The organism is Sulfitobacter brevis, assembly GCF_900112755.1.
GTDB lineage: Bacteria > Pseudomonadota > Alphaproteobacteria > Rhodobacterales > Rhodobacteraceae > Sulfitobacter > Sulfitobacter brevis.
On the sequence record NZ_FOMW01000009.1, the window covers coordinates 33,849 to 46,018 of the forward strand.

The window sequence follows — 12,170 nt, forward strand, 5'->3', positions numbered from 1 at the left end:
GCTGATATGTTTTCACTTGGTTTGACGTCTGCGGCCTATATTGCTGCCGCTGTTCTTTTCATCCTCTCGCTTGGCGGGCTCTCCAATCAGGAAAGCGCAAAGCGCGCTGTCTGGTACGGAATTGTCGGCATGGGTCTGGCGGTCTTCGCGACCGTCTTTGGCCCCGGCGTTTACAACATCGTTCTTATCCTGATCGCCATCGCGGCGGGGGGCTTTGCCGGTTACTATGTGGCCGGTCGGGTCCAGATGACCGAAATGCCGCAACTTGTGGCGGCGCTGCACTCGTTCGTGGGTCTGGCGGCGGTCTTTATCGGGTTGAACGCTGATATCATGCTGGCCTCGGTCGTGGCTCTGCGCGACGGCGGGGTACCGCTGGCCGATGCACAGCTCACCGGCTTTGGTGAAAGCCTGTGGAAGAAGGACGCGGTCGAAATCGCGATCCTGAAGGTCGAAGTGTTCTTGGGCATCTTCATCGGCGCGATCACCTTCACCGGTTCGGTTATTGCCTTTGGCAAGCTCGCGGGCCGTGTTGATGGCAAGCCGACACAGCTTCCCGGTGGCCATATGCTGAACGCAGCGGCGCTGATCGCTGCATTGCTGCTGGGTGTGATGTACTTTAATGGCGCGGGCATCTGGACGATGGTTCTGGTGACCCTGATCGCGGGCTTCATCGGCTGGCACCTGATCATGGGCATCGGCGGCGCGGACATGCCTGTCGTGGTCTCCATGCTCAACAGCTATTCCGGCTGGGCGGCTGCGGCGATCGGTTTCACGCTGGGCAACGATCTGTTGATCGTCGTCGGCGCGCTGGTCGGCTCCTCGGGGGCGATCCTGTCCTACATCATGTGCCGTGCGATGAACCGCAAGTTCATCAACGTGATCCTCGGCGGCTTTGGCGGGTCGAAAGGTCCGGCGATGGAGGTCGAAGGCGAGCAAATCGCGATTGAGGCCGAAGGTGTGGCCAATGCGCTGAACGATGCTGACAGCATCATCATCATCCCGGGCTACGGCATGGCGGTGGCGCAGGCGCAGCAGTCGGTCAGCGAGCTGGTCAAAAAGTTGCGGGCTGCGGGCAAAACCGTGCGTTTCGCCATTCACCCCGTTGCGGGGCGTCTGCCGGGCCACATGAACGTTTTGCTGGCCGAAGCGCGGGTGCCTTATGACATCGTGATGGAGATGGACGAAATCAACGACGACTTCCCCCAAACGGACGTTGCCATTGTGATCGGTTCAAACGACATCGTGAACCCTGCGGCGCAGGACGATCCCAACAGCCCGATCGCCGGTATGCCGGTGCTCGAATGTTGGAAAGCCAAGACCGTGTTCGTATCCAAGCGCGGGCAGGGTACTGGTTACTCCGGTATCGAGAACCCGCTGTTCTTCAAGGAAAACACGCGGATGTTCTATGGCGATGCCAAGGCGTCGCTGGACAAGCTGATCCCACTGATCGACTGAGCGGACCCAGCTTTGCTATTTCCAAACGCCCCGCCGCATCGGTGGGGCGTTTTACGTTTATGAGGCGGGTCATATCTCGCCGGACCCACTTGGTATACCTAAGTACACAGTAACTCATTGATTGATATGATACTTTCTCTTTGATATCGCCGCAGGACCGCGTATTCATGCTAAAAGCTCTTGCAGGAACGCACTCATGGCCCCGATCACCGACCACCCGCTTCGCTATGCTCTGTCCGGCGAATTGCACGCGCGGCCGTTTCCGGCGCTCGGGGCGCCTTCTAGGGCGGTGTTTCTCGCGATCAAACAACCCAGCGACGCCGCGACCCGTGACAGGGCGGCCGATTTGGCGCATTTGGTGCAACTGCTTGATCATTACGGCGCACCGCGCCCTGATGAGAACGCCACGCATTATTACGGTGTAATGGGTAAATACTCCCTGAAGTGGGAGCAGCACACCGAATTTGTCACGTATACAGTATTCTCTAAAGGCTTGGGCGACCGGCCTTTTGATCCTGCCGAATTTGACGTCTTCCCCGACTATTGGCTTGCTGCCGCACCGGGCGGGCGGATCACCTCGGCCCTGCTGAGGGTCGTGCCGCGCCCGTCTGACGACTCCATGATCGATAGCCAACTGCGTGACTGGTTTGTCCCCGAAAGCCTTGCTGTGGCTTCGGTCCTCGAGGGGGCCGCTGTGGTTGCCAGCGATTTTCGCATCGATTCGGCTGGCCATCAGCGTATCGCGATCTTTCCCGACGCAGGCACCGGCGACCGCCGCATCGGGCGCATTGTGCAGCGGCTGTGCGAGATTGAGACATATAAGGCCGTGTCGATGCTGGGGTTCAGCCATGCGCGTGATATCGGCCCCGCGCTCAACACGCTCGATACCGAGCTGTCCGAGCTGATGGCCCAGATGCGCGGGCCGGAACAAGCGCCGGAGCAAACCCTGCACGGGCTGCTGGATATCTCGGTCGCGCTCGAAACTCTGGCGGTCCGCTCGGCCTTTCGCTTTGGCGCTACAGAAGCCTACCGTGCCATCGTGAGCCAGCGCATTGCGGCGCTGCGCGAAGAGCGGTTTATGGGGCGGCAGGGCTTTGGTGAATTCATGATGCGCCGCTACGATCCGGCGATGCGCACCGTTGTCTCGACCGAGAGCCGGTTGCAGAGCCTGTCAGCCCGTGCCGTGCGCGCCAGTGAGTTGTTGCGCACGCGGGTTGATGTTGAACGCTCGGCGCAGAACCAAGCCATTCTGGCCAGCATGGACAAACGTGCCGACCTGCAGTTGCGGCTTCAGCACACAGTTGAAGGATTGTCTGTGGTTGCGATCAGCTACTACGCGGTCTCGCTGGTCGGTTATCTGCTCTATCCGCTCGCGGCGCGGCTGGAGGTCAGCAAAGAGATGCTGACCGCCGGTGTTACAGCGCCGGTTGTGATTGGCGTGTGGTGGATGCTGCGCCGCCTGCGACGCCGCCTCGGGTGAGCAGGGCATTGGTGACCAAGGCACCCGCCGCGATCATCCCCAGCGCCAGTATCGCCGCGATCGAAAGGGTCGGCACACCCGAGAGGCCCGCGCCCAGCGTACAGCCGCCCGCCAGAACGCCGCCTACACCCATCATTGCTGCACCTGTCAGGTAACGTCCGGTCTGGCGCGGGCTGTCAAAACTCTGCCATGCGAATTCGCGGAACAGCAGGCTGGCTACCAATGCGCCCGCGAGGATGCCGCCCATGAAGCCGGTGCCAAAGCTGGCCGGAATTGAGCTGCTGGCGATGATGAAGAACAGCGCTTCGGCGGAGGCGGAGGTGGTAGACAGGCTTTCCATCACAATCGGGTCGAAGTCGTCATAAAGCACAAAGCCGGTGCCGACCCATGCCAAGGGGACCAGAAGCCCCAGCATCGCTGCCATCACCAGCGCACCCGCGCTGGTGCCCGAGCGCAAAACGATCAGTGCACAAAGCGCCACGATCAACGCCGTACCGGCCCACACACCGCCTGGAAGTGCGGCGAGCGAAACGGTATCGCCCATCTCGACCGTGACCGACCCCAAGGCGACACGCAGCGGCGCCAGCAGGCCTTTGAGGGTGGCATGGGCAACGACAGCGAAGACGACGATGACAGTCAGCGCGCGCAGGTTACCTGAGCCGCCCAGCACCGTCAGCCGCGAGATACAGCCGCGCGTGAGCACCATGCCCGCGCCAAAGAGTAACCCGCCGACCGCGATGGCCAGTACCGGCATGGCAGAAGTCATGAAGCGATGCTCGGCAAAGTCGATCCAGCCGTAGCCAGCCGCGACTTGAGTGCCAATGACGGCTGTGGCGAGCGCCATAAACCACACGCCTGCGGCTTGTCGGCTGTCTTCGCCGACCAATGTGCGGCGGAAACAAAAGCGGGTGCGCTGCGCCAGAAATCCGAAAGCCAGCCCGAGGACGAGCCCAAGGACCACTGACGCCTGCTGGGCGGTGACGTTTTCAAAGCCGAAGGTTTCAAACATGTCGCGATTCCCGATTTGCTAATGTGCACCTCAGGTGGCGCGCCGTTGCGGGATAATCAACCCATGTAGCCGGTCAAAGGCGGGCTGAAGCTGGAACAAGGGTGCGGAAATGCGGCAATCAGGTGAACATTTGTTCTAGTTGCGGCGAAAAAAGAAACCGCTGATCCAGCCTGAAGTCTGAGGCCGGATCGCGGTTCTTATTTCTGGTATGGCTCTGAAAAGCCGCCGACCGATCGCGTGCCTTACCGTCCGCGAATCCGCGGATCCAGCGCATCGCGCAACCCGTCACCGAGGTAATTGACCCCTAGAACGGTCAGCGAAATCGCAATCCCCGGCAGCAACACCCGTTCGGGGAACTCCTGCATCCGGCTCACGGCATCGGAGAGCAGCTTGCCCCATGTGGGATAGTCAGACGGGAAACCGACGCCTAGAAACGACAAAGCACTCTCGGTGATGATCGCGGTGGCAAGGCCCAGCGTCGCCGAGACCATGATCGGCGAGATCACATTGGGCAGCAGGTGGCGGCGGATGATCTTGCCGGGCTTCGTACCAATCGACCGCGCGGCGAGAATAAATTCGCGCTCTTTGAGAGCGAGGATATCGCCGCGCACAATGCGGGCCGTTTGCATCCAGGAGGTCAGGCCAATGACGGTGACGATCAGAATGAACATGCCGCCCTCTGGGCCAAAGTTCGCGCGCAGCGGCTGGCGGAACAGCGTCACGGCCACCAAAAGCAGCGGCAGGATCGGCAGCGACAGCACCAGATCGGTGAGGCGCATCAGCCAGAAATCGAGACGCTTGAAATAGCCTGCGATCACCCCGATCGCGGTGCCGATAAACAAGGCCAGCCCCATCGCGGTCCAGCCAACAGCCATCGACACACGGCCGCCTGCAATCATCTGCGCCAGAATATCACGGCCCAACTGGTCGGTGCCAAACGGGTGGATCCAACCCGCTTTGGCCTCGCTATCCCAGATCAGCGAAAACACCGTGCGCCAATCTTTGTTGCGGATGTCGAGTTTCTTGGGGTCCACGTCCCAGATATAGGGGCCGAGCACCACGGCGAGTGTGACAAACACCAGAAAGCCGCCGCCGAACATGGCGCCCTTGTGCTTGCGAAACTGGTCCCAGACGTCGCGCCATTGGCTGCGCGGCGGCTTTTGCGGCATCTCGTCCTTCAACGCGCCGTAAACCTCGATATCTGCCTCGAGAGGGCTGGCGGGGATGGCTTGCTCAGTCATAGCGGATCCTTGGGTCAAGCACGCCGTAAAGGACGTCAGCGATGAGATTGAAAAGCACGATAAGAATGGCGAAGATAAAGGTCAGCGTCATTACCATGGGGATGTCGTTGGCAAACAGCGCGGTCAGCAATAACTGTCCGATGCCGTTCACCTTAAAGACGTTCTCGGTGATGATCGCGCCGCCGAAAATAGCGGGCATCCCCAGTGCAATCACCGTGACCACAGGGATCATCGAGTTGCGCAGCACGTGGACCATGACCACCGTCGCTTCGCCCAGACCCTTGGCACGTGCGGTGCGCACATAGTCTTGGTTGAGGTTATCCAGCATCGCGCCGCGCATGTAGCGGCTGATCTGCGCGGTGGTTTGTAATGCCAGCACCATGACGGGCATGATCATCTGCATGAACTGGACTTTGAAGGTGGCCCATGAGTTAACCACATGGGTTGTGTCATAGATTGAGGGCAACCAGCCGAGGTAAACCGAGAAGATCACGATCAGCAGCGGACCGGTAAAGAACGGCGGGATCGAAAAGCCGACCATGGTGACAAAGGTACCCGCCTGATCAAACAGCGAATAGTGCCGGTAAGCAGAGTAGATTCCGATGGGGATGGCGATCAAAATGCCCACGACATAAGCCAGTCCGACGACCCAAAGGGTTTGCGGCATGCGCTGGATTACAATGTCCATCACCGGCGAACGGGTCTGCCACGAGATCACGCGCTGCTGCGGTACAAAGTTACCTGCATCATTCATCACGTAAGATAGTTGGGTGTTGGGCAGCCAGCCAAGCAGCCAGCTGTCGCGGGTGGCCCAGTCGATGAACACTTGCGGTTCGACGATGAAAAACTGGTGCAGCCATTTGAAATACTGGATGTGGATCGGCTGACCCAGCCCCAGCGCTTCGCGCATCTTTTGCTTGACCTCGGGTGGTACCGTCAGCGGCACCTGGGCCATCGGATCGCCGGGGGCGAGTTGCAGCAACAAGAAGATCACGAGGCTGATAAACAAAAGCGTCGGAATCGACAAAACCAGTCGTCTGATGGTGAAATTCAGCATCTAGCGGCGCCTTTGTACGTCAGTCGGTGAAGGGAGCGGGTCGGGCGAAAGAGGCGCGCCAATCGCGCCCGCCGTGCAGATACATGATCTGCACGGCGGGCGAAACCCGCGCGCCTGTTCAGTTTACTCTTTTTTGCGGTACCAGTCGGCAACGTTCCACAATTCGGAGTCCCATGTGTTGAGCACAACACCACCAAGCGTGTTGGAGGCGGCAGACACACGGCCACGATCGACCAGCGGCACGATGGTCATCGTGTCTTTGGTGATGATCTCGTTGAGCTTTTTGCCAAGCTCGCCGCGCTTTTCCAACTCGCCGGTGCGGCTCAGTTCGTCAAGCATCGCGTCGTATTCTTCGTTACAGAAGCGGTTGATGTTCTCACCCTGCCATTGGCTGGAAGGCTTGGGCTCATTGCCGCAACGGTACGAGGCCAGATACTGTTCTGGATCGGTGCCGTCGAAGTTGTTGGCGTACATTTCCACGTCGGCATAGAACTTCTGGAAGGTGTCAGGCGAACCTGGATCCCCACCAAAGAACACGGAGGCATCTACGTTGCGCAGTTCAACCTCGGCACCGATCTGGTTCCACCAATCCTTGATCAGCGCCTGGAAATCCTGACGGACAGCGTTGGTTGAAGATTGGAACAGCAGCGAAAGTTTTTTGCCATCCTTGTCGCGGACGCCGTCGCCATCGCTATCGGTCCAGCCGGCTTCCTCAAGCAACGCTTTTGCGCCCTCAAGGTCTTGGGTCAGACACTCGGTATTCTCTGACGCAAACAGCACCGGGGCAGGGACCAGATTGCAGGTCGCACGACCGGCCTGACCATAACCGACTTCGACCAGCAATTCACGGTCGATCGCCATGGACAGCGCTTTGCGGACTTTGAAGTCCGACAGGATCGGGTGCGGATGCGCCACCGTGCCACGCTCGCCTTCGGGAAGGTCGGGCGATGGATCGGTCATGTTCATCTCGATCCGCTCGACCAAGGTGCCGAATGCAGAGATGGGCATGCCTTTGCCGCCTTCGGCCATTTTCGCCAGCACGTCAGGTGCCAACTGCATGTTCCAAGCGTAGTCGTATTCGCCGGTTTCCATAACAGCACGACCCGCCGCCGTCGCATCGCCGCCGCCTTTGAAGGTAAGCGTGGCAAAAGCAGGCTTGCCTGCTTCGCGGAAGTTCTCGTTGGCCGCCATGGTGATCACGTCATTGGGACGGAATTCGGTGACTGTGAAAGGACCGGTGCCGATGGGGTTAAAGTTGGCTTCGGTACACTCGGGGGCCTTGGCACCCAGACAATCGGCAAACTGTGCCGCCTGAATGATCGGTGCCTGACCGCCAACCAGAGCCGAATAGGGGTTCGGCTTGGGTTCGGTGAAATGCACGGTTACGGTCTGGTCGTCGATGATCTCGACTTCTTTCACGCCATCGTACTTGGCTGCCTGCGCACAACCGCCTTCGGGATGCATGCAATAATCAGCGGTGAATTTCAGGTCGTTAGAGGTGACCGGAGACCCATCGGACCAGATCAAGCCTTCCTTAAGCTTCCAGGTGATCGACTTGAGGTCTTCGGAAACGCCGCCGTTTTCCACGGTGGGAATGTCGACCGCAAGAAACGGCACCAGCGCGCCGTCTTGGTCAAAGCGGGCCAGCGGCTCTAAAATCAGGGACGCTGCTTCGACGTCCTTGGTGCCACCAGACAGATAAGGGTTCATGATCGAGGGCGCTTGCCAATAGATGATCTTGACCTCGCCGTCACGTCCGCGTTCGCCCTCGTGGGCGTCGGCAAGGACCATGGGGGCAAATGCCGTCGATGCGACGGCCCCCATCAAGAGGGTTTTCAGCTTCATAGTTCACTCCTTGTTGGGCACGTGGACGTGCCGCGTTTTTTCAAAGCGGAGTTGTCCCGCTCTTTGCATAACCAGACAGAGGGAGGGTAGACTTCTGCTCGCATAACAACGCGCGAGAAATACAATCGTTACCACATAACCCCTGCAGGGCGCATGGGCTGCATCGAAACAGGTTTTCGTGAAAAAGCAAGGGGGGTGATCACTTTCCGCGCCGCATCGTCGATCCTGCTTAAGGCTGTTTGACAGCCGCCGTAGAATGGCCGTAGCTTCGGCCAATGTGGCGCGGATAGGGGCAAAAACGCATGTTGGATCAAGCTTCAGACGGGCCAATCGCCCGAATCGATAGTCTGCGTGTCGAATTCCAGACCAAAGATGGGCCTGTGGTCGGCGTCAAAGATGTAAGTTTTGACATCAACCCCGGTGAAACTGTGTGCGTTGTAGGCGAATCCGGTTCCGGCAAGTCAGTGTCTTCACTGTCGCTTATGCGGCTGATTGAATATGGCGGCGGTGAAATCTCGGGCGGGCGGCTATTATTTAGGCGCAGCGGCGAGAAAGAGATCGACCTTGCGACGACCGATCAAAATCTGATGCGGCACATCCGTGGCAATGAAATCGGCATGATCTTCCAAGAGCCGATGACTGCGCTGAATCCGGTTTTCACCATCGGCAGACAAATCACCGAAGGTTTGCGCCTGCACATGGGCATGGGCCGCGCTCAGGCCGAGGCCCGCGCGCTGGAACTGCTCAAACAGGTCCGTATCCCCGAACCGGAGCGTCGTCTGCAGCAATATCCGCACGAATTGTCCGGCGGCATGCGCCAACGTGTCGTCATCGCTATGGCACTGGCCTGCGAGCCACGTTTGCTGATCGCTGATGAGCCGACGACCGCGCTCGACGTGACCATTCAGGCCGAAATCCTCGCACTGATGAACCGCTTGAAGCGTGAAACCGGCACCGCGGTGATGTTCATTACCCACGATATGGCCGTCGTTGCGCAGATGGCCGACCGTGTGGTGGTCATGTATCGCGGCAGTAAGGTCGAAGAAGGCACTGTCGAAGAGATTTTCGAGAATCCGCAGCACGGTTATACCAAAGCGCTTCTCGCCGCCGTGCCGAAACTGGGCGAGATGACTGGCAAACCCTATCCCGAACCGATGAAACTGCTCGGCACCGAAGACAAAGCCATCGTTCCGATCAAAGGCACTAACGAGACATTGCTGACCGTCAGCAACCTGACCACGCGCTTCCCCGTTACGGGGGGCTTTTTGCGCCGCAAAGTCGCTAATGTGCATGCGGTCGAGGACCTGTCCTTCTCCATCAACAAGGGCCAGACCCTCTCGCTGGTGGGTGAATCCGGTTGCGGCAAATCCACTGCGGGCCGGTCGATTCTGCGATTGGTGGAACCGCAGTCGGGTCATATCAACCTTGGTGGCAAGGATATCATGGCGCTGAACCAGCGCGATCTGCGCACCGCGCGGCTTGATATGCAGATGATCTTTCAGGACCCCTTCGCCTCGCTCAACCCGCAGATGCAGCTCTCCGAGCAGGTGGCCGAGCCGATCCACAATTTCGCTACCCTCAAAGGCAAAGACGTCACCGAGCGGGTCGAGATGTTGTTCGACCGCGTCGAGCTGCCGCGCAGCTTCATGCGCCGCTTCCCGCACGAACTCTCCGGTGGCCAGCGACAACGCGTTGCCATCGCCCGCGCGCTTGCCTTGAACCCCAAGTTGATCATCGCAGATGAGGCGGTTTCGGCACTCGATGTCTCGGTGCAGGCGCAGGTGCTGAACCTGATGTTGGAATTGCAGCTTGAGATGAACCTGTCGTTCCTGTTCATCAGTCATGATATGGCCGTCGTCGAACGCGTCAGCCACCATGTTGGCGTGATGTATTTGGGCCGGATCGTTGAATTGGGGCCGCGTTCTGCGGTCTTCGAAAATCCGCAGCACCCCTATACGCAGGCCCTGATGAAGGCCGTGCCGATTGCCGACCCGCGCAAGCGCAAATCGGAGAAAGACCTCAACTTCAAACCGATCCCGTCGCCGATCCACCCTGTCGGCTATGAGGCCCCGCCGTCGGTCTACCGCGAGGTGGAGCCCGGCCACACGGTTCTGGAAACCGACAGCGGTTATTGAGGTTCACAGCGTGAGTGGGAAATCCGAGCGGCGTGTAGCCCTTGTGACCGGCGGGGCGCGGGGGATTGGCCGCGCCATCGCGCTAAATCTCTCGTCTGATTACGCGGTCGCGATCACTCATCTTACCTCGCTGCCAAAGGATCTGCCCGAAGACATTCTTGCGATCCCTGCCGAACTGCGCGATCCGGCTGCGTTCAATACCGTACTCGACGCGGTAATAGCGCACTTCGGGCGCATCGACGTGCTCGTAAATAACGCCGGAGCAATGGAAACTTCACCCGTAGCCAGCTTTGACCAAGACGCCTATCGCGCCACCTTTGACATCAATCTACTGGCCCCGCATGGGTTGCTGGCAGCGGCTTTGCCGCATTTAAGGGCAGGGTCTGTGGTGATTAATATTTCATCGGTCAACGCCGTGCTGCCGCCCAAAGGTGCGGCAATGTATGGCGCCAGCAAAGCGGCGCTTGATCTTTGGACCCGCGCGATGGCCAAAGAACTTGGCCCGCGCGGCATCCGTGTCAACGCCGTGGCACCCGGAGCTGTGAACATACCCGAGGCCCCGCGCGACGCTGAATTAACCCAGGCTTTCATCGACATGACCGCACTCGGCAGGCTCGCAACGCCCGATGACATTGCCAATGCCGTCCGCTATCTGGCGAGTGACCAAGCGGGCTTCATCACGGGTGAAGTGCTGACCGTTTCAGGAGGATACCGACTATGACCGACCGCCTTACCCCGCTGCAACTGATGGAAAAGCTCATCAGCTTTCCAACGGTCTCACGCGACACCAATATTCCGCTGATCGATTGGGTTGCCGACTATCTGGCCAGCCACGGCATCGAAAGCCACCGCTACATTGATCCCGAACAGCCTAAACACGCGCTCTTTGCCCATGTTGGTCCTTGGGAGGAAGGCGCGGTGGTTCTGTCCGGCCATACCGATGTGGTGCCGGTTGACGGCCAGCCCTGGGATACCGATCCCTATACCGTGACGGAGAAAGACGGCAAGTACTACGGGCGCGGCACCTGTGATATGAAGGGCTTTGATGCGCTGGCGATCTGGGCGTTGGTCGAGGCGCATCACGCGGGTGTCAAGCGCCCCCTGCAGCTCGCGCTTAGCTTTGACGAGGAAATCGGCTGCACCGGTGCGCCGCCCATGATCGAAGCCATGCAACCGGTGCTGCCTAAAGGCTCCGCGGTGATCGTGGGCGAGCCTTCCACCATGCAGGCCGTCACCGGCCACAAAGGCGGGATCGGCTTCAACACCCATGTGATTGGCTTCGAGGTCCATTCCTCGATGCTGCACAAAGGCGTCAATGCGATCATGGCAGGGGCCAAGCTGATCGAATGGGCCAACGAGATGAACACAGAGAACATGGAACTCAAACCAACCGAGCTTGCCGCCATGTTTGACCCGCCCTTCACCACCGTGCACGTTGGCATGATCAGCGGTGGCACCGCCCATAATATCACGGCCAAAGACTGCCACTTCGCGATGGATTTCCGCGTGGTTCCCGGCGAGGACAAAACCGCATGGGGTACCGCCTACCTCAAGAAAGTCCGCGAGGTCGAAAAGCAGATGCGCGCCATCGTTCCCGAAACACGCATCGAGGTCACCCCGCGCTTTGACGTCCCCGCGCTGCAGCCCGAAACCGAAGGCGCCGCCGAAACCCTCGTGCGCCAGATCACCGGCGACAACGCCAGCCACAAGGTAAGTTACGGCACCGAAGCAGGCCAGTTTCAGGATGCGGGCTACTCTGCCGTGATCTGTGGCCCCGGCGACATCGCGCAAGCCCACCAACCCAACGAGTTCATCGAAATCTCCCAGTTCGAGGCGGGCCACGAGTTCATGCGCAACCTCGTCACGCGCCTCGCCACATGATCCCCGCTCATTTGGCCGGATTAAACTCCGGCCGGAGGCCTGATAGCTCTTAATTGCCCTACCCCAA

At 59.5% G+C, this 12,170-nt stretch carries 9 protein-coding genes; 5 read left to right on the forward strand and 4 right to left on the reverse strand.

The genetic code is table 11. The features are described from left to right. The first annotated feature begins 6 nt into the window (after positions 1-6). Both BM174_RS12975 and BM174_RS12980 read left to right on the forward strand, forming a co-directional pair. The gene (locus BM174_RS12975; protein ID WP_093924290.1) at positions 7-1,455 is read left to right on the forward strand and encodes an NAD(P)(+) transhydrogenase (Re/Si-specific) subunit beta; all 1,449 of its coding nucleotides are present in this window, start codon (positions 7-9) and stop codon (positions 1,453-1,455) included. A gap of 196 nt (positions 1,456-1,651) precedes the next feature. After that, complete coding sequence (locus tag BM174_RS12980; RefSeq protein WP_093924291.1) at positions 1,652-2,935, forward strand: DUF3422 family protein; 1,284 nt, start codon at positions 1,652-1,654, stop codon at positions 2,933-2,935. Here the strand turns inward: BM174_RS12980 and BM174_RS12985 are convergent. The 4 genes from BM174_RS12985 to BM174_RS13000 form a co-directional block, all read right to left on the reverse strand. After that, a complete protein-coding gene (locus BM174_RS12985) occupies positions 2,871-3,944 on the reverse strand; it encodes a YeeE/YedE family protein (RefSeq protein WP_093924292.1) in 1,074 nt (357 codons plus the stop codon). The genes BM174_RS12980 and BM174_RS12985 overlap by 65 nt on opposite strands. 242 nt (positions 3,945-4,186) lie before the next feature. Next, positions 4,187-5,185, reverse strand: coding sequence for an ABC transporter permease (locus BM174_RS12990; protein WP_093924293.1), 999 nt, complete (start codon positions 5,183-5,185; stop codon positions 4,187-4,189). Further along, positions 5,178-6,242, reverse strand: a complete 1,065-nt coding sequence (locus tag BM174_RS12995) for an ABC transporter permease (RefSeq protein ID WP_093924294.1) — start codon at positions 6,240-6,242, stop codon at positions 5,178-5,180. Before BM174_RS12995 ends, BM174_RS12990 begins: the two co-directional genes overlap by 8 nt. 123 nt (positions 6,243-6,365) lie before the next feature. Then, entirely contained in the window at positions 6,366-8,087 is a 1,722-nt protein-coding gene (locus BM174_RS13000; RefSeq protein WP_093924295.1) for a peptide ABC transporter substrate-binding protein, read from the reverse strand. A gap of 302 nt (positions 8,088-8,389) precedes the next feature. Between BM174_RS13000 and BM174_RS13005 the strand changes: the two genes are divergently transcribed. From BM174_RS13005 to argE, 3 genes are read left to right on the forward strand one after another with little or no spacing between them, the layout of a single operon-like run. Beyond that, positions 8,390-10,222: an ABC transporter ATP-binding protein gene (locus BM174_RS13005; protein ID WP_093924296.1), complete on the forward strand. Its 1,833-nt coding sequence runs from the start codon at positions 8,390-8,392 to the stop codon at positions 10,220-10,222. Between the two features lie 10 nt (positions 10,223-10,232). Further along, entirely contained in the window at positions 10,233-10,943 is a 711-nt protein-coding gene (locus BM174_RS13010; RefSeq protein ID WP_245766365.1) for an SDR family NAD(P)-dependent oxidoreductase, read from the forward strand. Then, the gene (argE, locus tag BM174_RS13015; RefSeq protein ID WP_093924298.1) at positions 10,940-12,103 is read left to right on the forward strand and encodes an acetylornithine deacetylase; all 1,164 of its coding nucleotides are present in this window, start codon (positions 10,940-10,942) and stop codon (positions 12,101-12,103) included. Before BM174_RS13010 ends, argE begins: the two co-directional genes overlap by 4 nt. Positions 12,104-12,170: the final 67 nt, after the last annotated feature.

Bases quoted from the DNA above. Each gene is read 5' to 3' on its own strand.
- BM174_RS12975 (WP_093924290.1), top strand. From the start codon at position 7: ATGTTTTCACTTGGTTTGACGTCTGCGGCCTATATTGCTGCCGCTGTT.
- BM174_RS12980 (WP_093924291.1), top strand. From the start codon at position 1,652: ATGGCCCCGATCACCGACCACCCGCTTCGCTATGCTCTGTCCGGCGAA.
- BM174_RS12985 (WP_093924292.1), bottom strand. From the start codon at position 3,944: ATGTTTGAAACCTTCGGCTTTGAAAACGTCACCGCCCAGCAGGCGTCA.
- BM174_RS12990 (WP_093924293.1), bottom strand. From the start codon at position 5,185: ATGACTGAGCAAGCCATCCCCGCCAGCCCTCTCGAGGCAGATATCGAG.
- BM174_RS12995 (WP_093924294.1), bottom strand. From the start codon at position 6,242: ATGCTGAATTTCACCATCAGACGACTGGTTTTGTCGATTCCGACGCTT.
- BM174_RS13000 (WP_093924295.1), bottom strand. From the start codon at position 8,087: ATGAAGCTGAAAACCCTCTTGATGGGGGCCGTCGCATCGACGGCATTT.
- BM174_RS13005 (WP_093924296.1), top strand. From the start codon at position 8,390: ATGTTGGATCAAGCTTCAGACGGGCCAATCGCCCGAATCGATAGTCTG.
- argE (WP_093924298.1), top strand. From the start codon at position 10,940: ATGACCGACCGCCTTACCCCGCTGCAACTGATGGAAAAGCTCATCAGC.